Source organism: Croceicoccus estronivorus, assembly GCF_001625325.1.
Lineage (GTDB): Bacteria > Pseudomonadota > Alphaproteobacteria > Sphingomonadales > Sphingomonadaceae > Caenibius > Caenibius estronivorus.
On sequence record NZ_JRQQ01000007.1, the window covers coordinates 113,869 to 139,840 of the forward strand.

20 protein-coding genes and 1 pseudogene are annotated in these 25,972 nt (G+C 58.4%); 16 read left to right on the forward strand and 5 right to left on the reverse strand.

All coding sequences use genetic code 11. The features are described 5' to 3' along the window. Nucleotides 1-460: 460 nt before the first annotated feature. The 5 genes from MB02_RS11905 (at nucleotide 461) to MB02_RS11925 (ending at nucleotide 7,407) form a co-directional block, all read left to right on the forward strand. Entirely contained in the window at nucleotides 461-2,743 is a 2,283-nt protein-coding gene (locus tag MB02_RS11905) for a TonB-dependent receptor (protein WP_067537611.1), read from the forward strand. Between the two features lies 1 nt (nucleotide 2,744). After that, complete coding sequence (locus MB02_RS11910; RefSeq protein WP_067537614.1) at nucleotides 2,745-4,490, forward strand: N-acyl-D-amino-acid deacylase family protein; 1,746 nt, start codon at nucleotides 2,745-2,747, stop codon at nucleotides 4,488-4,490. A gap of 19 nt (nucleotides 4,491-4,509) precedes the next feature. After that, a complete protein-coding gene (locus MB02_RS11915; protein WP_082826155.1) occupies nucleotides 4,510-5,349 on the forward strand; it encodes a TauD/TfdA dioxygenase family protein in 840 nt (279 codons plus the stop codon). A 38-nt stretch (nucleotides 5,350-5,387) separates the two neighbouring features. Next, nucleotides 5,388-5,900 carry a hypothetical protein gene (locus tag MB02_RS11920; protein ID WP_067537617.1) on the forward strand — a complete coding sequence of 171 codons (513 nt, stop codon included), beginning with the start codon at nucleotides 5,388-5,390 and terminating at the stop codon, nucleotides 5,898-5,900. A 130-nt stretch (nucleotides 5,901-6,030) separates the two neighbouring features. Then, on the forward strand, nucleotides 6,031-7,407 hold the full coding sequence (locus MB02_RS11925) for a spinster family MFS transporter (protein WP_067537620.1): 1,377 nt from the start codon (nucleotides 6,031-6,033) through the stop codon (nucleotides 7,405-7,407). 31 nt (nucleotides 7,408-7,438) lie between these two features. On the opposite strand, the gene MB02_RS11930 is transcribed toward MB02_RS11925, so the two are convergent. Beyond that, the gene (locus tag MB02_RS11930) at nucleotides 7,439-8,290 is read right to left on the reverse strand and encodes an SDR family NAD(P)-dependent oxidoreductase (RefSeq protein ID WP_067537624.1); all 852 of its coding nucleotides are present in this window, start codon (nucleotides 8,288-8,290) and stop codon (nucleotides 7,439-7,441) included. A gap of 323 nt (nucleotides 8,291-8,613) precedes the next feature. Between MB02_RS11930 and MB02_RS11935 the strand changes: the two genes are divergently transcribed. The 6 genes from MB02_RS11935 to MB02_RS11960 all read left to right on the forward strand — a co-directional run bounded on the left by MB02_RS11935 (nucleotide 8,614) and on the right by MB02_RS11960 (nucleotide 13,419). Beyond that, the gene (locus MB02_RS11935) at nucleotides 8,614-9,171 is read left to right on the forward strand and encodes an SDR family oxidoreductase (RefSeq protein ID WP_407919339.1); all 558 of its coding nucleotides are present in this window, start codon (nucleotides 8,614-8,616) and stop codon (nucleotides 9,169-9,171) included. Next, the gene (locus tag MB02_RS11940; RefSeq protein WP_067537630.1) at nucleotides 9,168-9,950 is read left to right on the forward strand and encodes an SDR family NAD(P)-dependent oxidoreductase; all 783 of its coding nucleotides are present in this window, start codon (nucleotides 9,168-9,170) and stop codon (nucleotides 9,948-9,950) included. The genes MB02_RS11935 and MB02_RS11940 overlap by 4 nt, the downstream gene beginning before the upstream one ends. A gap of 10 nt (nucleotides 9,951-9,960) precedes the next feature. Continuing rightward, a complete protein-coding gene (locus MB02_RS11945) occupies nucleotides 9,961-10,923 on the forward strand; it encodes an LLM class flavin-dependent oxidoreductase (RefSeq protein WP_067537633.1) in 963 nt (320 codons plus the stop codon). 465 nt (nucleotides 10,924-11,388) lie between these two features. Then, nucleotides 11,389-11,880 carry a VOC family protein gene (locus MB02_RS11950; RefSeq protein ID WP_067537634.1) on the forward strand — a complete coding sequence of 164 codons (492 nt, stop codon included), beginning with the start codon at nucleotides 11,389-11,391 and terminating at the stop codon, nucleotides 11,878-11,880. Beyond that, nucleotides 11,877-12,977, forward strand: a complete 1,101-nt coding sequence (locus tag MB02_RS11955; RefSeq protein ID WP_067537637.1) for a zinc-binding dehydrogenase — start codon at nucleotides 11,877-11,879, stop codon at nucleotides 12,975-12,977. Before MB02_RS11950 ends, MB02_RS11955 begins: the two co-directional genes overlap by 4 nt. A gap of 52 nt (nucleotides 12,978-13,029) precedes the next feature. Next, nucleotides 13,030-13,419 (forward strand): metallopeptidase family protein, encoded by a 390-nt coding sequence (locus MB02_RS11960; protein ID WP_067537640.1) that lies wholly within the window; start codon nucleotides 13,030-13,032, stop codon nucleotides 13,417-13,419. 76 nt (nucleotides 13,420-13,495) lie between these two features. On the opposite strand, the gene MB02_RS18015 is transcribed toward MB02_RS11960, so the two are convergent. Both MB02_RS18015 and MB02_RS18125 read right to left on the reverse strand, forming a co-directional pair. Continuing rightward, a complete protein-coding gene (locus MB02_RS18015) occupies nucleotides 13,496-13,918 on the reverse strand; it encodes an FCD domain-containing protein (RefSeq protein ID WP_235829508.1) in 423 nt (140 codons plus the stop codon). A gap of 63 nt (nucleotides 13,919-13,981) precedes the next feature. Then, nucleotides 13,982-14,359: pseudogene (locus MB02_RS18125) on the reverse strand (GntR family transcriptional regulator); the annotation flags it as partial. Between MB02_RS18125 and MB02_RS11970 the strand changes: the two are divergent. The 4 genes from MB02_RS11970 to MB02_RS11985 all read left to right on the forward strand — a co-directional run bounded on the left by MB02_RS11970 (nucleotide 14,261) and on the right by MB02_RS11985 (nucleotide 19,560). Then, the gene (locus MB02_RS11970) at nucleotides 14,261-15,424 is read left to right on the forward strand and encodes an acyl-CoA dehydrogenase family protein (protein WP_067538029.1); all 1,164 of its coding nucleotides are present in this window, start codon (nucleotides 14,261-14,263) and stop codon (nucleotides 15,422-15,424) included. The pseudogene MB02_RS18125 and the gene MB02_RS11970 overlap by 99 nt on opposite strands. Next, nucleotides 15,421-16,506 carry a phosphotransferase family protein gene (locus tag MB02_RS11975; RefSeq protein ID WP_170304723.1) on the forward strand — a complete coding sequence of 362 codons (1,086 nt, stop codon included), beginning with the start codon at nucleotides 15,421-15,423 and terminating at the stop codon, nucleotides 16,504-16,506. Before MB02_RS11970 ends, MB02_RS11975 begins: the two co-directional genes overlap by 4 nt. Before the next feature lie 35 nt (nucleotides 16,507-16,541). Continuing rightward, nucleotides 16,542-17,300 carry an SDR family NAD(P)-dependent oxidoreductase gene (locus MB02_RS11980; RefSeq protein ID WP_067537643.1) on the forward strand — a complete coding sequence of 253 codons (759 nt, stop codon included), beginning with the start codon at nucleotides 16,542-16,544 and terminating at the stop codon, nucleotides 17,298-17,300. A 271-nt stretch (nucleotides 17,301-17,571) separates the two neighbouring features. Next, the gene (locus MB02_RS11985) at nucleotides 17,572-19,560 is read left to right on the forward strand and encodes a BCCT family transporter (RefSeq protein ID WP_067537646.1); all 1,989 of its coding nucleotides are present in this window, start codon (nucleotides 17,572-17,574) and stop codon (nucleotides 19,558-19,560) included. Nucleotides 19,561-19,604: 44 nt separating this feature from the next. Here MB02_RS11985 and MB02_RS11990 read toward each other — a convergent pair whose 3' ends face one another. Then, nucleotides 19,605-20,504, reverse strand: a complete 900-nt coding sequence (locus MB02_RS11990; RefSeq protein ID WP_067537648.1) for a TorF family putative porin — start codon at nucleotides 20,502-20,504, stop codon at nucleotides 19,605-19,607. 82 nt (nucleotides 20,505-20,586) lie between these two features. Then, the gene (locus tag MB02_RS11995; protein ID WP_067537650.1) at nucleotides 20,587-22,191 is read right to left on the reverse strand and encodes a class I adenylate-forming enzyme family protein; all 1,605 of its coding nucleotides are present in this window, start codon (nucleotides 22,189-22,191) and stop codon (nucleotides 20,587-20,589) included. 230 nt (nucleotides 22,192-22,421) lie between these two features. On the opposite strand from MB02_RS11995, the gene MB02_RS12000 reads away from it, so the two are divergent. Next, entirely contained in the window at nucleotides 22,422-25,970 is a 3,549-nt protein-coding gene (locus MB02_RS12000; RefSeq protein WP_067537652.1) for a PAS domain S-box protein, read from the forward strand. The last annotated feature ends 2 nt before the right edge of the window (nucleotides 25,971-25,972 follow it).

Sequence of the window (25,972 nt, forward strand, 5' to 3'; positions counted from 1 at the left end):
GCATGGCGCCTTATGGCGTCTGCTGAGTTGCGATTCGGTGCGTCTTTGGCGCTTAGCTGAAACCTGTAGCAAATCCAAAGCCGTGCAATTTGTGTGAATGTGCAGACCTAACCAACTGCACTCGCGTGCACTACGGCTGCAATTTTCCGCATATCCGGCATATTCCACCGAAAATAGAAAAATATTTTTCGAAATATGAGATCATTATTGACGGTTTGCATCCATGCAGGCCTATTGTGCGCAAGATCACTCGCTGGAACCCGCCCAAAAGGAGGTTGAAAGGGGCCGGGCCTGGATTGGGTGCCAGATGAGCAATGGGTGATCGCAAGGGCTGCCGGCAACGACCGGCTGTCGATGTTCATGCCGGCTCGCCGGAAGGCCGAACGCGTCGCCGGGATTGGGCAGCGCATCGGTTCGGACAACGAATGCAATTTAAAACAATGTCCGTTGGGAGAAAAAAATGACGAAATTCACAAGGGCGCTGCTGTCCGGTACTGTTCTCGCCTGTTGTGCGGGGTCGGTCTCGCCCGCGCTGGCGCAGGGGGCGCAGAGCGGGGCATCATCATCGGTGGAAGTGCAGGACATTGTCGTGACAGCCCGCAGGGTTGGCGAGCGCCTGCAGAATGTTCCGGTTGCAGTTACGGCCGTGTCGAATTCGACGATGGCGGCGCTTGGTATCAGCACCACCGACAATCTGAACGCCGTTGTCCCGAACGTGGCAATGGTGACTCTTGTCGGCTCGCCGACAGGCAACGCGGCCATGATCCGCGGCATCGGCACTTTCGATCCGAGCGGTGCGCTCGACCCCGCGGTCGCGACATATATAGACGGCGTCTATATCGGTCGGATGACGGCATCCAACACGGAGATGGCGGACGTCGAACGGATTGAGGTGCTGCGGGGACCGCAAGGGACACTTTTCGGACGCAACACGACGGGTGGTGCGATCAATATCGTTACCCGGACTCCCAGTGCCGACTTCGGCTTTGAACAACGCGTCACTTACGCGGAACTGTCGGAAATCGTGCTGAACACCCGTTTGACGACGGGGGACATCGGCAATACCGGATTGCGCGCTTCGGCAAGCTATCTCCACCGCCAACGGGACGGAGAAGTCAACAGCCCGGACAAGGTTGGATCGGCCGACCCAGGTGCGCTTAATGTCGACGGCTTTTGGGCGCGTGTGCATGGCGAATGGGGCAAGCTGACAGCCGATTATTCATACGATCTTACCGATGGCGAATATCGGCCCCCGGCATTCCAGATCCGTTTCACTGCGCCGCGTTTCGCGGACTATTACGCGCAGTCGCCATCGCTGGGCGGGGTGCCGTTGATCGTGCAGGCGGACGGCCGCCGCAACGACCTCTCCTATGCTGACGAGGGCCCGCAGACTGTGCGTACGTCCGGTCATGCGCTGACCCTGCAATACGAGGCATCCGATGCGCTGAAGTTCAAGGTGATCGCGGCTCACCGCGACTACAAGAAGAAGGGCGTCCTGCCATACGGTCCGGGAGGGCTCGTCGGTATGACAGCGAGTGGTCCGATGCCGGTCAATCTCAATCTCTCGCGGCCGAATCAGACTCAGGATCAGGACTCTGTCGAATTCCATATCTTCGGTGAAGCAGGCGATCTTTCATATCTGGCAGGTCTCTACTACTTCAAGGAGAACGTGAACGAGGTCGGGCTGACGCGCTTCACGGCGATTTCCACGGACCTGATCGGCACCCCTTACAATTCGCGCACCGAATTTACGGTGAAGAGCAAGGCCAAGGCTGCTTTCGGACAGCTCACCTGGCGTCCCGGTTGGGCGGACGGGCGGCTCGAACTCACCGGCGGCCTCCGTTATTCGAAAGACGTCAAGGACTTCGATCAGGTACTGTCGATTGTTCGTTCGGGCCACGCGTCGTTCGACAATCTCTCTTACAACGCGACATTGAGTTACAAGTGGACGCCTGATGTCATGACCTTCGCCCGTATCGGCAGCGGTTATCGTGCAGGTGGTTTCAATCCACGTGCCAGTGCAAGCCTGCCTACGGCTTATAAACCGGAAAAGGCGAAAGTGTATGAGATCGGGATCAAGTCAGAATTCCTCAATCGTCACGTTCGCCTGAATGCGACCGCTTTCTACACGGACTATCGCGATCTTCAGGTGTCTCAATTCGCGGGCGTGACAGCAAACGGCACGCAAGGCCTCACGCTCAACGCTGCGGCTGACTATCGCGGGTTTGAGACAGAGCTTGTCGTCGTACCGATCCCGGGGCTGAACCTATACAGCAATGTGGGCTACACCGACGCGCGTTATAAGCAGATATACTTCCCGAATCCCTCGAGCGGGATCCTGGAAAACTACGCGGATTCGACGCATTTCCCCTACACGCCGAAGTGGACGGTTGCGAACGGCATCTCGTACAGCTTCTCCATTGCCGATGTGGGTGAACTGACCATGCGGCTGGACCATACCTTCACTACGCGGCGCTGGTTTGCTGCGTCCAGCCTGTCCAACCTTTCGCCCAATAACGATGCGCTTTCCGACGGCCCGCACTCGTTGTTCGATGCGAGAGTCACGCTCAGCGACATTGAGCTGGGTAGCGGCGCAACAGGCGAGGTCAGCCTGTGGGCCGACAACATCTTCAACAAGGAGTATACGGTCATGGGCATCGATCTGGTTCCATCGCTTGGATACGCGGGCAGCGTTTATGGCATCCCGCGCCGTGTGGGCGTCGATTTCCGGGTGAAGATGTAACATGGCAGCCGAACAATTCGATCTGATCGTCCGTGGCGGATATGTAATCGATGGCACGGGATTGCCGCGCCGGCGTGTCGATGTGGGGATAAGGGACGGGCGCATCGCTGCGCTCGCCCATCTCGACGATGCCACAGCCGCTGAGGAGATCGACGCGACCGGTCTGATAGTCGCCCCCGGGATCGTTGATCCGCATACGCATTACGATCCGCAGATCACGTTCGATCCATATGCCACCATGTCGTGCTTTCATGGGGTGACGACTGTCTTGGCCGGCAATTGCGGTTTCTCCGCCGCACCTGTGCGGCATGACGATATCGAATTCCTGACGGACATCTTCGCAAGTGTCGAAGACATGAATCCGATCGCCCTGAGCGGCGTGCCGTGGGACCGGTTCGAGACCTTCCCGGAATATCTCGATGCGCTGAAAGGCAAACTGGGCGTGAACTTCGCATGCTACGTCGGTCATTCCAATGTCCGTCGATGGGTCATGGGCGACGACGCCTATGAGCGGGAAGCAACGCCTGAAGAGATTGCCGCGATGCAGGCTGTCGTGGACGAAGCGGTCGAAGCGGGTGCAGCCGGTTTGTCCTCTTCGGCCGCGGCAACGCACCTCGATATCAAGGGGCGGCCGGTGCCGTCGCGCAAAGCAGGGCGCGACGAATTGCTGGCCTTGTCCGCAACGGCTGGCAAGGGACGACCGGGCACGATCTGCTATCTGCCGGCAAGTGCGATCGGCGGAATGACGCAGGACGATTACGATCTGCTGCTCGAAATGGGCGATGCTTCGGGCCTGCCGATCATTATCCAGGGCATCGGCGGCCGCAGCAAGGTCGAAGTGCCGACAGCTGGCTGGGAAGCGGCTTCGCAATTCCTCGATGAGGCGACGGCGCGCGGCACCCCTGTCTATTCTCTCCTGATGAGCCGCCCGTTTGATCGGACGGTGGAGCTCGGCCCAAACAATGGCCATTATCGGGCATGCTTCGCGTTCAACGAATTTCTGAACCTGTCGGATGAGGAACGTCTGGCGGCTTTGAGCGATCCTGCATGGCGGGACCGGCTGCGCGATTCGGTCGAGAACTGCAATCGCGATCCAGAAAAGGGGACAACTCTGCCGGCACCGCAATGGCCGGACGTCTATATCGTCCAGGTCGCAGAGGCGCGGAATCGAGCCCACGAAGGGAAGTCGATCGCCGAACTCGCTGCAGAACGGGGAGTGGCGCCGATGGATGCCATGCTCGATCTTGCGCTGGATGAGAACATGAAAACGACGTTCCGCTGGCGGACGGAAAGCCCGGAGTGGGCCGCTGCCGTCGATGTCGCGCAGGGCCATCCCAGCATGATTGTGGGTGTGTCCGACGGAGGGGCTCATCTGCACAAGGACGATGGCGCAGACTGGAGCTCTTATTTCCTGCGCTCCTGGGTGCTCGACCGCAAACGCTGGTCCCTGGAAGAGGGTATCCGGCAGATTACTCAGGTGCCGGCGGCGATGCTCGGCTTTGCCGATCGCGGGACGTTGCGGGTCGGTGGCTGGGCAGACATCATGATCTTCGATCCGGAAACGATCGGTCCCTGGCGCAAAGAATTCGTGCGCGATCTGCCCGGCAACATCGGCCGTTGGAAGGCATTGGGCAATGGCGTCAAGGCAACCATCGTCAATGGTGCGGTGATCGTGCTCGACGGGAAATTGACCGGCGCCTTGCCGGGGCACGTTGTGGCTCCGGGAACCGCGCTGGAAGCGGCCTGAGGAAGCTGGGAGAACGAAAATGGTGGAAGTGCGCAAGCTGACCGGAGCGATCGGAGCAGAAATCCGCGAAGTGGACCTCTCGACCGAGTTGCCACCATCGACGGTTGAGGCGATCCGGACTGCGCTGAACGAGAATTACGTCGTTTTCTTCCGTGACCAGAAACCCTTGTCCGAAGAAGAACACATGCGCGTTGGCCGGTATTTCGGCACGCTCGACATTTCGGAGATCCAACCCAAACCGTCGGCCAACCGCGAAGTGCTGTGGATGGAAGCCACTTATGCACAAGGGCGGGGTGCCGAATATTGGCATCGCGACCGGACATATCTGGAAGCACCGCCGATGGGATCGATCCTGCAATGCATGGTGCGGCCCGAAGTCGGCGGCGATACGTGCTGGGCGAGTTCGGTGGCGGCTTACGACGCCCTTTCGGAACCCATCCGCAGGTTGATCGACGGCCTTTCGGCATTGCATTCGATTCGTCCGCTGGCGGCCCGGAGCCAGGACGTGCGGGATACGCTCGGTGAAAAGCTGCACACTTGGCCGAGCGCGGTCCATCCGCTGGTCGAGGTGCACCCCGAAAGCGGGGTAAAGGCGCTGAACGTAAACGCCAACTGGACCACGGAAATCGTTGGTGTGTCGCAGGAGGAGAGCCGGATGTTGCTCGACTTCCTGCTCGAACACGTGAAGCGTCCGGAGTTCCACGTGCGCTTTCACTGGAATGTCGGAGACGTTGCCTTCTGGGACAATCGCACGGCGCTGCATTGCGCCATTGCCGACTTTACCACCCGCCGTGTGATGAAGCGGGTCGCGTTGGTCGGTCATCCCCCCAAGGGGCCACGCGAGGCGAAAGCCGCCTGAACGAGAACAAGTAAAACAATTCGAGGGGAGTTGCCGTCATGGCCGACAAGGAAACAAAATATCCACTTCCGGGCATCAATGAAAAAGCCCGCTTCAGTCACCTTGACGATCACAGGTGGCAAATCGTGCGTCGGCAGAAGATCGGCGATCGGGTGGTGGAAGCACGGGAAAAGTGGATGGAGTGGAATCCCCGCTACAATTCGCTTTATGCGGAATGGGATCCCGGCATGATGATCCGTGCCCACGGTCACAACAGCGATCATATCGTCTTCGTTTTGAAGGGTGAAATGACGTGTGGGGATCGCGTATGCGGCCCCGGAACACATATTGCGCTGGACCAGGGCGATACCTTCGGGCCGTTCATTGCGGGACCGGAAGGCTGCACGTCCTACATGATCATGATGGGCGATCCCGGTTCCTTTCCTGCCGATCCCGAAGGTTTCGAAGCCTTGCGCAGGGAACGCGGTGTCGAACAACTGCCTGACGTAGACCTGGAATTGCCGGATTGGTTCGCCGATCCGAGAAATGCGATCACGAAGGACGGGAGTTGAGCCAGGTGACTCAGTTACCGTTCGCGGTCAGGTGCGGACACGTCCGGAGCCAGCCGACACAGCCAGTACAGTAAGAAGGGCAGTGCGAGGTTTGGACGGCGTGCCGATCCACATGCGCTGAAGCGTTGATATGACCAAGCAGAATATCGCAACGGTTGGCGAACCGGTCGGGGGCCATGCGGCAGTGGAGCAGATGCAAGCCCATCGGTCTGGGATCAGTGCGTCGCGGCGGCGTGCGATCCTGTTCATGCTGTGCTTCATCTACATGCTCAATTATCTCGACCGCCAGATCATCGTCATCCTGCAGGAACCGATCAAGGCTGAGTTCCAGCTTCAGGATTGGCATCTGGGCTTGCTGACCGGTGCTGCCTTCGGCTTCTTCTACACAGTCATGGGTGTGCCGATCGCGCAGATCGTCGATCGCGGTATCAATCGAACCCGGTTGCTTGCCGGGCTGGTGGCGGTTTGGAGTGCGATGACCGCCGTCTGCGGCATGTCGCGAGGCTATGCGCATTTCTTCATGGCTCGCATGGGCGTTGGTCTGGCGGAGTCGGGATTTACGCCGACCGCGCATGCTCTGATTTCCGATCTCTATCCGGCTGCCGAACGCCCGCGCGCATTGGGTATTTTTTCGCTCGGTATCCCTTTGGGAGTGATGGCGGGTCTATCGATCGGTGGCCTCGTGGCGCAATATTCCAATTGGCGGACGGCGCTTTTCGTCGCTGGTGCGCCGGGGATCGTCGCAGCCGTTGTGTTTGCCTTGTTCGCGCGTGAGCCGATCCGGGGAGCCATGGAGAATGTACGCGACGCTGCCGCAAAATCGATCGTCCCGATTGCGTTTGCGAACGCGCTGAAATTACTGTTGCGGCGGATATCCTTCGTCCATGTCATCATCGCCACTGCTGTGACCTCTTTCGTCGAAGCGGCCATGATGGCGTGGGTTCCGTCTTACCTCATCCGTTCGCATGGGCTGCCGCTGGCCGAAGTTGGCCCGATGATGGGCGTGATCGCGGGTGCCGGCGGAGCCATCGGCACTATGTTTGGCGGCTGGCAGGCATCACGTCTGGGGCGCAAGGGCATGGATGCAATGCTGTGGTTGCCGATCGCTGGCCTGTTGCTGTGTGTTCCCCTCTACATCGCTGTTTTCCATTTTAGCAGCGGTAGGTTCGCACTGGCCATTCTGCTCCTGCCCACGATTTTCGGGGCATTCTGGACCGCGCCGGCAATTGCATTGACGCAGAACCTGTCACCGGTTGCGACGCGCGCGCGCGCCGCGGCTGTGCGGATCGTGGCGGCCAACCTGATCGGCGTTTCGACAGGGCCGCTCGTCTGCGGATTGCTGAGCGACTGGTTCGGGAGAATGTTCGGCGATCCTTCGGCCGGGCTGCGAATGGCGCTGACAATCTTTTCGGCGGCGTTTCTCTGGGCTGCGTTCCACTGGCTCCTCGCGTTGCGGGCATTACGGCGAGAGCGTGAGGATGCGGCGGTGGAGATGGCCATTGCCTGACAGGATGATAGACTGCCCGGCCGGCTATCGGTCAGGTCAGGCGCTCGCGCAGGGCAGGGTCGACCATGAAAACCGGCAACTCGGACGCGTCGTTATAAGGTGGCCGCGCCATCATGCCTCCGTCCACGCCGATGACCTGACCGGAGACATAGGCTGCCAGATCCGAAAGCAGGAAGAGGATCACGCCGGAAACGTCGCGCGGAAGGCCGCGCCGGTTCAGGGGGATGACGCCCATTCCCTCCTCGCCGCTGTCGGCTTGCCCGGTGCTCAAGGTGTCGCGACCGATCTTGGCTGTGCGGATCGTGCCCGGCGAGACGGCGTTTGCGCGAATGCCACAGCGGCCCCATTCGACCGCCATCGTTCGCGTCAGGTTCATCAGAGCGGCCTTTGCCGCGCCGTAACCTCCTGCAAAAGCCATCGAGACGTGGCCGGATGCCGAGGCGGTATTGACGATGCTTCCTCCCTGGCGGTGGGCCGTCATCAGTTCGGCAACCGCACGGGAAGCAGCCAGTGCCGGGATGAGGTTCAAGTGCATCAACTGTTCGAAGGTGGCCAAGGCATCGGCGTCGAGCAAGGGCGCGACGAGTTCCCTTGCGGGAATGCCGCCGACGATGTTGACAAGGCCTCTCACCGGTCCAAACCGTTGCTGTTCCCTCGCCAATATCCCGGCCAGTTCTGCCTCATGTTCGAGGTCGGCCTGAATGACGCCATGCCGTTCGGTATCTCCGCCGAGCGCGGCGAGGGCGCTGGTGCATCCAGTGGTCGTCTTGTCGAGTGCGAGCACGTGGGCGCCCGCACTTGCAAGCATCGCGCAGGTTTCCGTTCCAATGCCTCCACCGCCCGCTCCGGCGACGACATAGAGCTTTCCGGCCAGATCAAGCACTTTGTTTCCTCCACCTGTTTTCGCGCTCCCACGCTACGTTCTTATCCTCACTTATACGAAAAATACTTCGCAATACGGAGTAGAATTCCGGAATATCGGAATGACTGGGTGGGTTCTGGTGAGAAAGCGACAATTAAACTCAAGCGAATGCTATGACAGCCGAACCATCAATAAGAGTGTTCCCAGACGAGAGGACGGCCCCTCGGATTGTGATTTTCGCGAGAGAAGCAACCGGCCTGAACCTGGCTCGGGAGCTCGAACGATGCGGGGCGAAAACCGTTCTTGGATCCGCAGGTAATCCTGCCTGCTGCCCGCTTGAAACCATGGAAGCGGGAATGGCTGCAATTTCCGAAGCAGAAAGGGAACTGGGGCGGGTCGACGCGATGGTCTATGCATGGGTCGATCCTGCCATGGCCGAGAGGCAACCGCTTGCGGCCATGTCCGAGGCGGAATGGGCGGCGAAGTGTGAACTGCCGCTTCGCTATGCCCGAAACTTCTTTAAGCTTGCTCACGCCGTACTGCATGAAGGCGGTGGTGATGTCGTCCAGTTGCTGCCTTCGCTGGCAATGACGGGTTCTGATGGGCTGCTACCCTGGGCCGCGGCGGCGGAAGGCCAGCGCTCGCTTGGTAAAGCAGCCGCGCGTGCCTGGGGCAGATACCCGATCCGGATCAACACTCTGGCCGTTCAGGCGACTCTTCTCGCTGGCCTCGATCCGGATGTCGAACTTGAACGGCCGGGGTTGCCGATGACGAGCCTCAATGCCGCATCGTCGGAAATGGCGCCTGTGGCGGCCTTGCTGGCAACCTTGCTGACTCCGGGTTTCTCCTCGGTCACGGGAACGACAATCGGCGGCGACGGTGGGAGGTGGATGACACCATGAGGGAGCACACCAACTATCTTCCGGACCTTTCCGGGCGCACGATACTCGTGACTGGTGGCGGTGCGGGCATCGGTCGTGGGATATGCCTGGCCTGCGGGGATGCCGGTGGCAACGTCTTGGTTCTGGCGCCGAGCGAGAACGGTGCAAGAACCGAGGAAGCGGTCCGCGCGCGGGGGGGCAAGGCGCTCTGGGTACAGGGTGACGTAACGGTCGCGGGCGACGTGGTGAATGCGGTCGAACGGGCCGTCCAGGTCTTCGGCGGGCTGGATGGCGTGGTTCATAACGCGATCGATCGCCGCAGCGGAGTGGAGATGGAAATACAGGATGTCGAGGACGAAGTCTGGGACATTGCCGTGGGCGTTTCGCTGCGCGGGGCCTACAATCTGGCGCGCGCGGCCGTACCCCATCTGAAGCCGGGGCTCGGCCGCTTTCTGGTAATGACTTCGCCTGCCGCCATGGAAGGGGCAGTGCGTCGGCATGCCTATGCTGGGGTCAAGGGCGCGTTGCGAGGCTTTGCCAAGAGCCTGGCGGTCGAATGGGGACCGCTCGGCATCTCGGTGACCTGTATTTCCCCGCTTTCCACATCGCCGGGCATGGAAAGCGCCATCGCCGCCAATCCAGCACTCAAGGCGCGGCTCGACAAGGTCGTCCCGCTCGGCCGCGTGGGCGATCCGGAAACGGACATCGCGCCTGTCGTCGCTTTTCTGATGAGCGGCGGGAGCAGCTATATCAGTGGCCAGACGATTATTGTCGACGGCGGCCGCTTCACCACTCTTTGAGGATACCATCATGAGCTACCAGCATCTGCCGCCATTCGCACCGGGATCCGTCTCGCTACGCATCTACCTGCATGACGGCCTGCCAGCCGAAGAGATTGTCAGGCACGAGATGGCACAGGCCAAACGCGCGGCCGAAGTCGGCTTCGACGGCATCATGATGGGGGAGCATCATGGGGGGTTTCCCGGCTATATACCAAACACGATCCAGGTGGCCGGATGGATGCTGGAAGCGATGCCGGGGGGCTGGGCCGCACCTGCCCCGCTACTGTTGCCGCTGCGTTCCTGGGCAATGGCGGCAGAAGATATTGCCTGGCTGAACGCGCGCTTTCCGGGGCGGGTCGGTCTCGGGGTCGGGACAGGCTCGCTCGAAACAGACTTCGACATCATGGGGCTGCCTAAGGAAGGCTATATCGACCGCTTCCTCGACGGGTTTGGGCATATTGCCGAGGCGCTGCGCGGGCGGCCCGATGGTGAACTGGCCAAGGACCCGGCCATCAAGCGCTGTATCGAGCATCCCATTCCGATGCTGAGCGCCAGTGCGAGCCCGCGCGGTTGCCGTTTCGCTGCCAAGATGGGTGCAGGGCTGTTGTTCGAATCCCTGACGCCACCGCCGCGGCTGCGCGAACTTGCGCAAATGTATTACGATGCGGGTGGCCCTGGTCCGATCATCCTGATCCGGCGCGTGTGGGTGGGCGAGGGTACCTTCGAGCGACAGGAACGCCAGGTTGGTGTCTATCGCAGCTATGGCAATCAGGATCTGATGAAGCATTGGGGTGAGCAAAACCAGCTCATCAACGGGTCCGCTCAGGAAGTTGCCGAGCGGCTGGCTGAGGCAGCGCACGAGGTTGGCGCCGATGCGATCAACTTGCGCATTCATGTGCCGGGCGTACAGCCCGAAGAGATAATGTCGCAGATTGGCGCGCTGGAGCCTATGCTCCCCATACTGCGCGGCATTTACCCTTGGAAGGGATGATACGTTGTCGGCCATCAAGCTGTTGCCGGAGTGTTACGGCAAGGTCGAGATGCCGGTCAGGGACAGATAGCCAGATAGACGGTGGGGGAATTTCGCACGTTCCGTTCCAGTAGGAGATTGTGCCAAGACTGGGAGTGAAGCGGTGCCGCGCCTGGTAGGTCTGCTCGGCGCCCTCTTCACAGTGCGTGATTTCAAGGGCTTGTTTCTACAGGGGGGAAGTCAAGGCCTGCCGCTCTGAGGCGGAGTTGGTTCTATTTCCGCCCCTGAGCGGCCCTTGGTGCTGGTGATATTGCGGGAGCTCTGATTTTCCCCGTTGTCGAGGCGGTCACTTCTGATCGATCAATTTCGGCGAGGAACGGGGCTGTCGCAAAATTATGGACTGCTGTTGGATTTTATAACATTTATTAATCCTGTTCGGAGTGATAACACTTCTATTTGAATAGAATTTCTAAATAGAAGCGTTATATGCCTGATAATTTACTTCAAATTTATCACATAAATATAAATTGCACGGATCTTGGTAGGACAGTTTCTTTCTATGAACTGATCGGGTTTCAGATCAGTACCGATCTTCGCGTTCCCGTGGCGGATCATCCCGTGGAATTTTCCGATATCGGCCTTGGCCCGCCATTAGGGCTGCCCGATGATCTGGCTGGTGCAGCGGTGCTGATGTCCGCAGGCTCTGATCCACGTGGTACGAAGCTGGATATCATTCAGTGGAACCACCCGCTTCACGAAGGGAAGCAGAGGGTCAGCATGGCGCAGCCCGGCGTTGGCCGGATAGCGTTGAAAGTCAAAAATGCTCAGGCTGTTTTCGATGATCTTGTCGTGGCCGGGCATCAGCCCATCAGCGAACCGACGCGCGTGATACTGGGTGGCGTGCCTCTAATATTCTTCTGTGTTGAAGACCCCAACGGCACAGTGATTGAAATCATGCAGTTCGCGATCAAAAAATGAGAGCTGCAATTCTATTCAATCACAATTCCGAGCTCCAACTGGTTGATGATCTGGAAGTTGAACAGCCGCGGGCAGGTTATGTGCGCGTGCGCATAACCCACTGCGGTTTATGCCATTCAGACCTCTATACGATGGAGGGGCACTTCGGGGATGCCTTGCCTATCATCCCCGGCCATGAGGCTGCGGGCATTGTCGATGCGGTAGGTGAGGGCGTTACGCATGTTCGCGTTGGCGAACCTGTCGCTATTACGCCGATGCCGGCGTGTGGCCGCTGCACTTACTGCTGCAACGGCAATCCGGCCTGTTGCGATGAGGCCCGAATATGGATGTCCGGCCGGTTCGTTGATGGAACGACACCATTTCGTTGGCATGGGCAGGAAGTCATGAAGGGAAACGGTGTCGGCGGCTGGTCGGAAATGACAGTGCTGCCGGCTGCAGGCGTTGTTCCTGTGCCGGAAGAGACGCCTCTGGTTTATGCCTGCCTGCTTGCCTGTTCGATCCAGACTGGCGTTGGTGCCGTGTTCAACACCGCAAAGGTGGAAGCCGGCGATCATGTGCTGGTCATGGGGCTGGGCGGTGTGGGACAGGCTATCGTGCAAGGCGCCCGGATTGCCGGTGCGACACGTATTATTGCCTGCGATCCGATCCAATCGAGACGGGAGACTGCGCGAGCTCTGGGCGCGACAGATGTTCTGGATCCCAACTCCTGCGATGTGCTGCGAGAGGTTCGTGGCTTAACGGGCGGACGCGGCGTGCGTCATGCTTTTGATGCTGTGGGTGTACCTGACCTGGTGAATTTGGCGGTCAAGGCAACCATGCCTGGCGGTGCGATCATTCTGGTCGGGGCGTTCCGACCGGAGGACCGGCTATCCGGCGTTTCCCCCAATCAGCTTATCGGGCAGGAAAAGCGTATCATGGGATGTAATGTCGGCACGGCATATGCGCCTCGCGATTATCCGCGATACATGGAGATGTGGTGTGCCGGGCTCTTGCGTATGGAACCAATGGTTACGCAGACGCGCCCGTTTGCAGAAATCGACCTGGCATTGAATGACCTTCGTGCCGGCAAAGGTATCCGCACGGTTCTGGAATTCTAGCTGGCGAGTTCGGCTCTATTCGGGGAGGTCATTTTCGGCGATATTGCACGCAATGACCGAGATACCCGGAACAGCGGCCATAGAGCGCCTTGCGCATGACGCAATCCGGAAGCTCCCAAAGGAATTCCGTGATTACCTGGCGGATGTTGTCATTCGCGTGGAAGAGTTTGCCGACGAGGAGACATTGCATTCGGTAGGGTTGACCAATCCGTGGAGCTTGATCGGACTGTATCACGGGCACCCGCTCGGCAAGCAGTCGATCTGGTCATCGGGCGATATGCCGAGCACCATTACACTGTTCCGGCGTCCATTGATAAACGAGTGGCGGGAAACAGGTGCCGCGCTGGAAGATGTTGTGAACCATGTCGTCGTGCATGAGGTGGGCCATCATTTCGGTTTGTCCGATCAACAGATCTATACAATCGAGGATGAGCCGGACTGAGAGGCACTCCCTTGCGATATGGTATCGAATTCGCGAAGAATGTGGCTTGCCGTCGCTTGCACGTCACCTAGCGCAATCACCTGTCGATCCTGGAGCCGGCCAATTGCTCGATCACGATCGCCCGCACATTTTCAACATGACGAATGCCGGCCTGCTCGGCAGACAATGAATCTCGATTGCGAACGGCCGCAATCATCTCTTCATAGTCTGCCAATCTAATTCCGCGCAATTTGGGTGTTGGAAACTGGGCATGGACGATATGCATGCCAATCGCAGGATACAGTCGCTGTAACTCGCGGTTGCCGCCTATCTCCAAAAACGCTCGGTAGAGTTTTCGGCGGGCACGGCTGAATTGCGGTATTTCATCCTCCGCTGCTGCGGTCGCAATCGCGATCTGCGCTCGATTTAAGGTTTGATCGTGGCGCGCCATATCGAAGCGTTTTGCGGCGACTTTCAGAACGAAGGCAGTCATGTCTTCCGCCACATCCAGCACGTCCATGGTTTCATCCGCGCTGAAACGCCGAATCCTGGGTGAACGGTTGGGCGATGGGTCAATCACGCCTCGCCCTGCAAGGAGTTGTATCGCCTCCCTCACGGCGTTTCGGCCTGCGTGGAAAGTTTCGGCCAGTTCAGTTTCGACAAGGCGTTGCCCTGGCACCATCGAGCCCGTCTCTAACCCCAAGAGAACTCCGCGAAATACACGTTGAACGGGGCCAAGCGCGTTTTGTGTCTCACTGTCGTTGGTCATCATCCCCGATTTGAACCGAACACTTTCAAGGGGCAACCCTGTGTTGATTGTTCTACAATATTGTTCCATGAAGTGTGTGGAGGTGAAATCACAGTGACTGAACGCGCTATTGCAATTGCAGAGAGAGTGGAGCGGTTCGTCCGCAACACCATCGTCCCGTATGAGCGAGATCCCCGCGCCAGAGGAGAACATGGTCCAGCGGATGAACTCGTCGCTGAAATGCGAGAGAAAGCGCGGGCTGCAGGTGTGCTTACTCCCCACATCCTCGACAATGGCGAGCATCTGACGCAACGGGAAACGGCCACTGTCCTGATCCGATCGGGACTGAGTCCACTGGGGCCACTGGCCTGCAATACGATGGCGCCTGACGAGGGTAACATCTATCTTCTGGGCAAGAAGGGCACGGAAACTCAGAAGGCTCGCTTTCTCGAACCTTTGGTTGCCGGAACGGTTCGCTCGGCTTTCCTCATGACTGAACCTGCCGATATAGGTGGCGCAGGTTCCGATCCTTCGATGATGAAGACGACATGCTATCGTGATGGCGATCACTGGGTTCTGAACGGACGGAAACGCTTCATCACCGGGTATGAAGGCGCCAAAGTGGGCATTGTTATGGCCAAGTCCGAGGATGGGGCCTGCATGTTTCTGATCGATTTGCCGGATCCGGCAATCACTGTGGAGGACATTCCTCATACCATTGATAGTTCGATGCCGGGCGGCCACGCGTCGCTCTTGCTCGAAAACTTGAGAGTCCCGGCTGACCAGATGCTGGGCGAAAGTGGTGAGGGCTTCGTCTATGCGCAGGTCCGGCTCGCGCCTGCCCGTCTTTCCCATTGCATGCGCTGGTTAGGTGGCTGCATCCGCGCGCACGAGATCGCATCGGACTATGCCTGCAAACGGGAAGCATTCGGCAAGCTGCTGATTGATCACGAAGGCGTGGGCTTCCTTCTCGCCGAAAACCAGATTCTTCTCAAGCAGAGCGAGTTGATGATCGACTGGTGCGCAAGTGTGCTGGACGATGGCTCTTTCGGAACCGTTGAAAGCTCCATGACGAAAGTCGCTGTGAGCGAAGCGCTGATGAAAATTGCCGACAATTGTGTTCAGGTCATGGGGGGAACCGGCGTAACCGATGACACGATTGTGGAGCAGATGTTCCGTGAAGTGCGCGCCTTCCGCATCTATGACGGGCCAACCGAAGTTCACAAATGGAGCCTTGCAAAAAAGATAAAGAAATCTGTCCTCGCGGGGCGTGAATGACGGACATAGGCAGCAATGAAAATGCCAATACAGGCACAACCGAAATCCGCGAAGGTCACGAAATCAATCGGGAAAGCCTGTCTGCATGGATGCGTGACAATATACCGGATTTTGAGGGGATCTCGGATGTCAGGCAGTTCAAGGGCGGTCAGTCCAACCCGACATACAAATTGCTCGCCGCAGAGCGAAATTATGTCCTGCGGCGCAAGCCTCCCGGGAAATTGCTGAAGGGTGCGCATGCGATCGAGCGCGAAGCGAAGGTACTGACCTGTCTGGGAGGTACAGGCTTTCCAGTGCCGCAGGTTTACGGCCTTTGTGAGGATGAGAGCATCATTGGATCTCCCTTCTATGTCATGGAAATGGTGGATGGCCGGGTCATCTGGGATGCGTCGATTCCCGATGTAACCAACGCTGAGCGGGCTGCGATGTACGATGCGATGAACGAGGTCATCGCCCGGTTGCACTGCATTGATTACACATCGATCGGTCTGGCCGACTACGGCAGATCAGGTAATTTCTTTGCCCGTCAGATTGACCGGTGGAGCCGCCAGTACCGCGACGATGTGGATGCTGGCCGTGATGAGACCCTGGAACGTGTGATCGAATGGCTGCGGGAAAACATTCCTGCCGCAGACGACATGACTTCGATCGTGCATGGGGATTTTCGCATCGATAACATGAAATTTCACGCGACCGAGCCGCGTGTCGTTGCGGTATTGGACTGGGAACTGTCCACGCTGGGCCATCCGGGTGCCGACTTTGCATATCACGCGATGATGTACCGAATGCCGCCCCATATCGTGGCGGGACTGTCTGAAACGAATATTGCAGAGCTTGGTATTCCAACGGAAGAGGAATATCTCGCGAGTTACTGCCGCCGTACGGGCCGCAATGGAATGCCGGCGTATGAATATTACCTCGCATTCAATTTCTTTCGGCTGGCCGCGATTTTCCACGGCATCAAGGGGCGGGTGATCCGCGGCAACGCCTCAAGCGCGCAGGCGAGGCAACGGGTTCAAATTCTGCCGGAACTGGTCGATCTTGCATGGCGTCAGGTGGTGAAAGCAGGCAGGCAGGCCTGAACTTGCCTGCCCTGGTTCTTGGGGAGGTATGAAGCATGGGTGCGAATTTCGATCTTGCGGGGCGTATTGCGCTTGTAACCGGGGCATCCAGTGCCGGTTTCGGGGCGCATTTTGCAAAGGTACTGGCCGAGGCCGGTGCTGAAATAATTGTCGCTGCGCGGCGCCTCAACCTCCTGGAGCAGGTGATTGGTGATATTGAAGCGCGCGGGGGGAAAGCGCATGCGGTAGTGATGGACGTTACGGACAGCGCGTCAGTCAACGCTGCTTTTGAGGAGTTCGGTGTCCCCGACATTGTCGTGAACAATGCAGGGGTTGCGCGTTCGGCGACGGCATTGGAACAGAGCGACTCAGACTTCGATCTGGTGATGAATACAAATCTGAAAGGTGTCTGGAATGTAAGCACAGCGGCGGCGAAAGCGATGGTCGCGGCTGAGCGGGGCGGCTCCGTTATAAACATTGCGTCAATTACCGGCATACGAAACGCAGGCGGAATTACGCCTTACGCAGTTTCGAAAGCGGGCGTCATACAGATGACGAAGCAGTTGGGGCTGGAGTGGGCGCGCTATGGGATCCGCGTGAACGCGCTGGCTCCTGGCTATTTCACAACGGATTTGAATCGCGAGTTTTTCGAGACTGGCTCTGGCCAAGCCATGTTGAAACGCATTCCGCAGAGACGAATGGGGGACTTATCCGATCTCGATGGGCCCCTGTTGCTGCTGGCATCGGATGCATCGCGATACATGACGGGGAGTATCATCACAGTGGATGGCGGGCACATTCTGTCCACTCTGTAATTATCTGAATTTGCGAATAATTCTCTCGTACTTCCTTTCGGTTTGGGGGAGTGTATCGTTCCCGGTCCAGCGCAAGGCATCGGATGTTGCCCGAAGCCTGAAATACTAACCCTGCGCACGTCTCTGCTCTGGCTTTTGCGATCTGCCGATGAGGCCAGGGCCTTCCCCCATTGGGTCCCGGTGAGATAGGGTAAGGGAAAATAGCAATGCAACTTGTTGCCATCCCGTTCGTTCCGGGAGTGAAGCTGGACACGATGAGCAGGGGAGAGCCATGTCCGATCCCGTCCTTACGGAAGCCGCCACTATTGAGGAAAGCCGTCGGATAAAGGTCAATCCACCTGTATTCTACACGTCCGCAGGCCTGATCCTGGCGTTCGCCCTGTTCGGGGCGCTGTTCCCAGCGCGGGCAGAGCGTACCTTCAGCGAGGTTCAGTCCTTTATCGTGCAGGACTTCGGCTGGTTTTACATTTCATCAGTCGCTGGCTTCCTGCTTTTCGTCATCTATCTGATGTTCAGCCGATACGGCGACATCAAGTTGGGCCCCGATGAGAGCGAGCCCGAATACAGCCACCTTTCATGGTTTGCGATGCTGTTCAGTGCGGGCATGGGGATCGGCCTAGTATTCTTCGGCGTGGCCGAACCGATCCAGCACTATGCATCCCCGCCAACCGGAAATCCCGGCACTGTGGAGGCGGCCAGGCAGGCGATGATGCTAACCTTTTTCCACTGGGGTCTGCACGCCTGGGCGATTTACATCGTTGTCGGCCTTTCACTGGCCTATTTCTCTTTCCGCCGGGGATTGCCGCTCACTATCCGGTCTGCGTTGTATCCCCTGATCGGCCACCGGATCGACGGACCGATCGGGCATGCAATCGACATTTTCGCGGTATTGGGCACCATGTTTGGCGTGGCGACTTCGCTGGGGCTCGGTGTGCTGCAGGTGAATGCCGGCTTTGGCTATCTGTTCGGGATCCCGATTGATACGCCGGTCCAACTGGTGCTGATCACGGTCATAACTCTTATGGCAGGGCTGTCAGTCTTTCTGGGGCTCGACAAGGGTGTGAAGCGGCTATCGGAACTGAACATCATTCTGGCGATCCTGCTGCTCGGCTTCGTGTTGTTCTCGGGCTCCACAGTGTTTCTGCTGCAAGCTTTCGTGCAGAATGTCGGGACTTATCTGGGGTCGGTCATACCGCGAACTTTCCGTATGTACGCCTACGAGCCCAATCCCTGGCTGGCCGACTGGACCTTGTTCTATTGGGGCTGGTGGATCGCCTGGTCACCTTTCGTCGGCATGTTCATAGCGCGGATTTCCCATGGCCGGACGATCCGCGAATTTATCGGCGGGGTGCTGCTGGTCCCGGTGCTGTTCACCTTTCTCTGGATGACAGTCTTCGGGAACACGGCCATTTCACTCGACCTGTCGGGGACTGAGCCGATTGCGCAGACAGTGGCAAACAATATGCCGGTTGCGCTGTTTGAGACCTTGGCGGCGCTGCCGATGGGGGCTGTCACTTCGCTGATTGCGACTCTGCTCGTCATCACCTTCTTCGTCACTTCCGCCGATTCCGGGGCGCTGGTCATCGACATGATCACTTCGGGTGCGGCAGAAAATCCGCCGGTCTGGCAACGGCTCTTCTGGTCAATGTGTGCTGGCGGCATCGCAGCCGTACTGCTTGTGGCTGGCGGGCTCGAAGCGCTTCAGACCGCGGCGATTGCGAGTGCCCTGCCATTCGCCGTGGTCATGATATTCATCTGTTACGGCCTTTATCGGGCACTGAGCATGGAAAGCCAGGGCACCTCGACCGATCTGCAATTGGCGGCGGCCGCGCCGCTCACCCCTGAACTCAGTTGGCAACAGAGGCTCACGTCCATCATGGGCCATTTCGGAAAAGATCACATCACCAGTTTTCTCTCGACGACCGCACGCCCGGCGTTGGAGGCGGTGTCTGAAGAAATGCAGGCAAGCGGCTTCGCGCCGGAACTTGTCGAGAAACCGGACTGTCTGGAACTCACTGTGCCGCATGGGGAGCGGGGCGCGTTTCGTTACACCCTGCGCAACCGCCCGTTTCTGCTCCCGAGCTTCGTCTGGGCGGAAACACGTAAGGCGCAAGATGCGGAACCGCGACACTACCGTGCCATTGCTCACACATCCGAAAGCGAAACACCCCATGATGTGACTGGCTTTTCGAGGGAGCAGATAATCAACGATCTGCTGAATCGCTATGCTCGGTTCCGTCATTCCAGGCGCATCGCCTGACCACATGTGATCCTCAGATTTGCCAAGTGCGACGGCAGGGTCTTTCAAAGGCTCCAGTCAAGGCCGATGCGGCCGACAACATCGTATTGATCGAGGCCGCTTTTGACTTCGCTGTTCGGCACCCACAGGTCGAAACCGCCGCTAAGAGTCAGCCCGGGGGCTGCTCTTGGCGCGGGCTTTCCCGAAACGATCATGCCAGTGCGGAAAAAGCCGAAAGTCTTTTTCCCGCCATCGGTCCCGTCATAGTATTCGTCGGATAGGCCGACAACGATCGGGAAAGCCAGATTGATCTTCGTGTTGCCTAGTCGCGTGTCGAAGGAAGGCGTGAGCGAAGGCTGAATATACAGCGCGTCTTTTCGACCGGGGCGTCCGGCTTCCTGAACTAGCCGCAAGGAAGGGGACAGGCTGAAGGCTGGTGAAATGTTGTTGTCCCACATGCCTGTGTCGTCGAAGGAGACAATCACTTCAAAATCATTGTAGCCGGCAAATGAATTACCCAGTGATTCATAACGATAGTAGGTGCCCGAAACGGCCCACCTGTCAGCCAGTTCAATCGCAGCTCCCGCATAGAGATCGGTTTCATAAAAGCGGGTCAGCCTTCCTCCCGATCCCGATGGGACGGGTCCCAGTTTGATGCTGCTCCAGCTTCCGACGAAGACATTTGCCCCGGTAATTGCTCCGCCCTCTAGCGAAGGCAGGTCCAGCGTCACTGTGATTTGGGGTTGTAGGCTGACTTCCTTGGCAAACAGCACCCCTCGCGAAATGTACTCGGTCACGAGACCGGTACCGACATTGGCCGACAGTCGATTGCTCTGCTTAACCGAGTTATCCGGCAGAGTGACGGCGGCTGTGGCTTCGATTTCCGCAGGCGGTTCGCTTTCCTGTGCCGCCAGTGGCGCGGCAAACCCCGGCGCCAGGGCGATGACTGGAAGGAGATACTTCACGTTCTTCTCCAGATCGTTGAAACAGACTTTGATCCGGAATCAACGGATTCCAAATGTGCTTGTTCCAAAAAGCCGGCTCACTTCAAAAGGCTGCCGGGCTGGCCCTCAAGGCGAGCATCTGGCGAAGCTCCGTCTTGACCACTTTGCCGTTCAGGTTCCGCGGCAATGGAACGTGGCCGATAGTATAGCTTTCGGGCTGTTTGTAGTCGGTCATTCTCGTTGAACAATACTCGGTCAGTTCGTGTTGGCTGACTGTGCCGGTATCTTCCGAGAGCGTGATAAAGGCGTGCACGCGCTCGCCGAGAATGGCGCAGGGTTTGGCGATGACCGCTGCTTCCAGAACAGCCGGATGTTCCATCAGAATACTTTCGACCTCGGCGGTGAATATTTTGTACCCGCCGCGGTTAATCATGTCCTTCAGTCGGTCGAGAACGTGGACAAATCCGTCTTGGTCGAGAAAGCCGAGATCGCCTGAACGCCAGAATCCGTCAATCAGATTGATGGCTGTCGCTTCCGTATTGCGCCAATAGCCGGGAGTAATGGTGGGGCCACTGATCCACAGTTCACCGGTTTCGCCCGCAGGAAGGTCATTACCCGTGTCGTCAACTATACGGATTGTCGTTCCCGGCACCGCCAGCCCGACAGAACCAGAACGCTCTTCCACGTAATCATGGGGCATGATTGTGGCTGCGCCGCTGATCTCCGTCGCCCCATAGACATTCATCAGTTGCAGCAGGGGTAACTGCCCCTTCAATTGGCGAATGGTCGGTATCGGCATCGGACTGCCGCCAAAGGCGCCTATGCGCCAGGCGGAAAGATCGAACTGCGACAGATCAACCCGGTCCAGGATCAGGTTGTACATCGCTGGCACCATCAAGGTGTGAGTCATCCCCTCCTGTTCGGCGAGGGCGAGGAAAAGATCCGCTTTGAACTCCGGCACGATGATCAGGCAGGCTTGTGCATAGGCCATCGCGCACAGTTCGGCTGTGATACCGGTGATGTGAGATAGTGGAACTATGCAGATAGAGCGGTCTTGCTCGCTCAGCTTCATGCAGGTGGCGTAAGTTGCGCTCATGTGCGTCAGGGCCAGGTGAGACGAAATTGCGCCTTTCGGTCTCCCTGTCGTGCCGGAAGTGTACATGATCAGTGCCGCGTCATCATCTTGGGGCGGATGGATCGGAGCTGGAGTTTGCGGGTCGGCAAAGGATGCGATGAATGTGCGAGTGTCGGTTTCGCCGATCGCCACCGCATCAGTTCCCTGTGGGAGCAGGTGTGCGAGCGAAGCTTCGTGCAGGATCAAGCTCGCACCGGACTGCTCGACAATATAGGCGAGGCCTGGAGCCTGTTCACGTATCCCGACCGGCACTGCAACCGCGCCGATGCGCATGATTGCATAGAGTGTGATGACGAATTCCGGTCGGTTGCCCAGGAAGAGCACGACCCTGTCACCCGGCTTTATGCCGCGTGCGACCATGCCTGTCGCGAATGCCTGTGAAAGGGTGTGGAGTTCCTGCCAGGTGCAGCGGAAATCTCCGCAGACAAGGGCTTCGCTGTTAGGACGGGCCGATACGGCGTTTTCCAGCATCGCGTACAGCGAGGCAGGCCGATGGCGGAGACAGGGCACCGCATGGTCTCCATAATGTGTTTCCATGCGGAACTGCCCTTCGGCAACTGGCCAGCTTGGCATAATGGCTTTTATCCCCTCAGTTCTTATCGGATTGGGCAACCGCTAACCGCGCTTGCAGGCCAATCACTCTATCTCCGGCTTATGGCCGCAACATCCTATCCCGATGCCCATCAAACGGAAATATCGCTACAGATTCAACTTCTACGTTCCGTGCCGATCCAGAAATTCGTTAACCATATCTAAGGTGAACATGTGAAAGTCTGGCTCCCGCGTAAGTGGGAGTGCGATGAGTGAAGGTTCTTGAGCGGGACAGGGCGCCGGGTGGCTCGACGGTTGTGTTCGGCACTCTGCTGATTGCCGCCGGATTTGCCTTTTTTGCCTGGCTCGGGATTACGCTTACCCGTGATGTTGGCCGTATTGCTGCCGTCTGGTTGCCGAACGCGATGCTGGTGGCGGCAATTCTGCAGGACGACTGGCGGCGGGCCTTCCCAAAAATGGTGGCCTGCAACCTTGCGAATGTCGCGGTTGGCCTTGCAATGGGAGACGGGCCGACAATCGCCATCGCTCTTGCGGCCTGCAACACGGTAGAAGTGGCCATCGTCTATTTCGCGGTTCGCCGGCTCGCGGGGGCGCAGCCCGAACTGACGGATATCAAGGCACTGGCCTGGTTCTCGTTAATTGGCGGGTTGGTAGCGCCCACGGTTTCCGCGAGTATTGCCACCATGGCGCTGATCCTGGCGGGCATAGGCAGGACATTCGATACGTGGATGACCTGGCTGGCTGCGGACGGGCTGGGGATGCTTGTAGGAACGCCGTTGTTCGTCGTGCTTTTCCGGGCCTTGCAAGGAACCGTGAAGTTTCAGCGAAAGGAGGCGGTTCAATGGCTTGCCGTAATGGGCATCGGGACATTCGGGACTGCGTTGGTATTTGCGCAATCCAGCTATCCGTTCCTGTTCATGGCGTCACTGTTCGTTCTGTTCGCGGCCTTCCGCTTGGGAATGACGGGCGCAGCGGCTGCAACTGCTATTGTCGCAATACTCGCAATGGTCGCAACGGCCAATGACGTGGGCCCGATCCATCTGGTTCACGGCGATCTGAAGTCCAGGGTTCTCGTTCTCCAGATATTCCTTGCGTTTACGTTTGCCGGGGCGATCCCCGTTGCAGCAGTCCTGGCGAGCCGGGATCAATTTGAAAAAGAACTGACGAAGAGCCGGGATTATGCCCGGTCGATCCTCAACAACATGAGGGAAATCATCTTTCGCACCGATATGGATGGGCGGTGGACTTTCCTGAACCCTGCGTGGGAGAAACTGACGGGCTATTCCATTGCCGAAAGTCTGGGGCAGCACGTTTCCGTTTTACTGCTGCCGGAAGAGCAGGCACGTGCGCACGAGCAATATGCGCGCCTGTTTCGCGGAGAAGTGGAAGATCTCGTCCTGCAGCAGAAGTTTCGGCGTGCGGATGGGGCCACGCGTTATGTGGAAGTAAACATCCGCGCGATCCGGGATGAAAATAACTGGTTCGTAGGGAGCACGGGCAACATCCGGGACGTGACGGAAGCACGAGAGGCCCAGCACGCATTGGGAGAGAGTGAAAAGCGCTTCCAGCAGTTGGCCAATCTTTCCCCAGCAGGCGTTTTCCGGACCGCTCTCAATGGTGAATGCACTTACGTAAATGCTGCCTGGATGGGTTTTGCCGGTATGCGGTTCGAAGACGCAATGGGCGATGGATGGGTGCAGGGGCTGCATCCGGGCGATGCGGAGCGGCTGGGGCAGCGCTGGCAAGTCTCGGTGGAGACCGGGGCTCCGTTCAGAGAGGAATTCCGCTTTCGCAGGCCGGACGGACATATCACCCCGGTCATGGCTGTTGCGGCAGCGGAAGTGGACGAGGATGGCAATACCACCGGCCATATCGGCGTCGTACTGGATTTCAGCGATGTGGTGGAAGCTCGCCGCGAACTGGAGGAGGAACGCGGCCGGTTCAAATATCTGGCCGAAAATGCGACTGATGCGATTATTTCCGCGGGCCCGGACGGCATTTGTCGATTTGTGTCTCAGGCAATCTACGACCTGACCGGTTACACACCGGAAGAAGTCATCGGCAAGCCCGTATACGTTCTGCCAGGCGAGGAGGATGCCGTAGAGCTCAAGGCGGCTTATGAGGGGCTTTTTGGCGGAGAGTTTGAGCGGACCAAGCTGGCATACCGCATCGAACACAAGACAAAGGGATGGCGTTGGCATGAATCGCATATCCGGCTGATCCGCAATCTCGAAACGGGGGAGCCACTGGAAACCATCGCCTCCGTGCGTGATATTACGGAGCGTGTTGCGCTGGAAGAACAGCTCCGCCGTGCGCGTGACGCCGCGGAACAGGCCGCTCAGGCCAAATCCAGCTTTCTGGCTAATATGAGCCACGAAATCCGAACGCCGATGAACGGAGTGAACGGATTTGCGGATCTGCTGCTGGAAACGAATCTGGACCCGCTTCAGCGCCAATATGCCGAACTGATTGCGGAGTCAGGTCAATCCATGGTGGCGTTGATCAACGATATTCTCGATCTTTCCAAGATCGATGCCGGTCAACTGACGATTGCTACCGATCCGATGGATCTGCGGCACACGGTCGAGGGTACCTTGCGCCTGATGCGTGCCGCTGCGACAAAAAAAGGGCTTTCGATAGAGGCGGACTACGATCCGGCCATCGGCAAGGCTATAATCGGGGACCGCCTGCGGCTGCGCCAGATCATTTCCAATCTTGTCGGGAATGCTATCAAATTCACGGATGAGGGCTCCGTAAAAGTCAGCGCCATGCTTCGGGACGGGGATGACGTTCCGCAATTGCGGCTGGACGTTACCGATACCGGAATCGGCATCGCCAAGGGCCGACAGGAAGCGATATTCGATGAGTTTGTCCAGGCAGACGGTTCCACGGTTCGCAAATATGGCGGCACTGGTTTGGGCCTGGCCATCAGCCGTCGCCTGGCGGAACTGATGGGTGGATCGCTGTCTGTCCGCAGCAGCTTGGGTAAGGGTGCGACGTTCACGCTGACGATCCCTTATCGTCCCACCTCCAGAAAGGTTCCTCGCCGGGACGAGCGGAACGCTGAACGGCGCAGCGTGCCTCGTGCGGAAGTGGACGAGCGGTGCGTTCTGCTGGCGGAAGATCACGAGATCAATCGCCTCTTGCTCACCGCCCTGATCGACAAGGCGGGCTATCGCTTCGAGATTGCCGAGGACGGGCTGGAGGCTGTGCGTAAAGTCAGGGAGGCGGCTAAGGCAGGCACGCCCTATGCGATGGTTTTGATGGATATCCAGATGCCCAATCTCGACGGCTTCGATGCAACCCGCCGTATCCGCGAGATGGGCTTTTCAGCCGACGATCTGCCAATCGTGGCGATTACGGCCAATGCATATCAATCGGACGTGGAGCAATGTCTGGCAGCCGGCATGCAAGGACATTTGGCCAAGCCGGTCCAGATGGATCAACTCGGCAGGATATTCGATGCCTGGTTGCCGAAACGCCGGGACGACGACCATCCCGATGGTGCTGACGACAGCGTTGTGGCACTGCGCCCGCGCTATGAACGCTTCAAGCGGGAAACGCTGGATCAGCTGGAGAAATGTTTCCAGAGGCTGCCTCGGCCCGATACGGAAGATCTCGCTGAACTGAAGCGGCTGATGCACAAGCTTTCCGGATCTGCCGCGATGTTCGGTGACGAGGCCCTGGGGGACCTGGCGCGCGAACTTGAAGACGCGATCGAAGCCATGGAACAGGGGGCGGCCGAAGGCAGGATCGAGGATGTCATCACCGATGCCCATCGGCGGGCAGGGGGCCTTTGATT

Excerpts from the sequence above, each read along its gene's own strand:
- MB02_RS11905 (WP_067537611.1), top strand. The coding sequence starts at position 461 with ATGACGAAATTCACAAGGGCGCTGCTGTCCGGTACTGTTCTCGCCTGT.
- MB02_RS11910 (WP_067537614.1), top strand. The coding sequence starts at position 2,745 with ATGGCAGCCGAACAATTCGATCTGATCGTCCGTGGCGGATATGTAATC.
- MB02_RS11915 (WP_082826155.1), top strand. The coding sequence starts at position 4,510 with ATGGTGGAAGTGCGCAAGCTGACCGGAGCGATCGGAGCAGAAATCCGC.
- MB02_RS11920 (WP_067537617.1), top strand. The coding sequence starts at position 5,388 with ATGGCCGACAAGGAAACAAAATATCCACTTCCGGGCATCAATGAAAAA.
- MB02_RS11925 (WP_067537620.1), top strand. The coding sequence starts at position 6,031 with ATGACCAAGCAGAATATCGCAACGGTTGGCGAACCGGTCGGGGGCCAT.
- MB02_RS11935 (WP_407919339.1), top strand. The coding sequence starts at position 8,614 with ATGGAAGCGGGAATGGCTGCAATTTCCGAAGCAGAAAGGGAACTGGGG.
- MB02_RS11940 (WP_067537630.1), top strand. The coding sequence starts at position 9,168 with ATGAGGGAGCACACCAACTATCTTCCGGACCTTTCCGGGCGCACGATA.
- MB02_RS11945 (WP_067537633.1), top strand. The coding sequence starts at position 9,961 with ATGAGCTACCAGCATCTGCCGCCATTCGCACCGGGATCCGTCTCGCTA.
- MB02_RS11950 (WP_067537634.1), top strand. The coding sequence starts at position 11,389 with ATGCCTGATAATTTACTTCAAATTTATCACATAAATATAAATTGCACG.
- MB02_RS11955 (WP_067537637.1), top strand. The coding sequence starts at position 11,877 with ATGAGAGCTGCAATTCTATTCAATCACAATTCCGAGCTCCAACTGGTT.
- MB02_RS11960 (WP_067537640.1), top strand. The coding sequence starts at position 13,030 with ATGACCGAGATACCCGGAACAGCGGCCATAGAGCGCCTTGCGCATGAC.
- MB02_RS18015 (WP_235829508.1), bottom strand. The coding sequence starts at position 13,918 with ATGGACGTGCTGGATGTGGCGGAAGACATGACTGCCTTCGTTCTGAAA.
- MB02_RS11975 (WP_170304723.1), top strand. The coding sequence starts at position 15,421 with ATGACGGACATAGGCAGCAATGAAAATGCCAATACAGGCACAACCGAA.
- MB02_RS11980 (WP_067537643.1), top strand. The coding sequence starts at position 16,542 with ATGGGTGCGAATTTCGATCTTGCGGGGCGTATTGCGCTTGTAACCGGG.
- MB02_RS11985 (WP_067537646.1), top strand. The coding sequence starts at position 17,572 with ATGTCCGATCCCGTCCTTACGGAAGCCGCCACTATTGAGGAAAGCCGT.
- MB02_RS11995 (WP_067537650.1), bottom strand. The coding sequence starts at position 22,191 with ATGCCAAGCTGGCCAGTTGCCGAAGGGCAGTTCCGCATGGAAACACAT.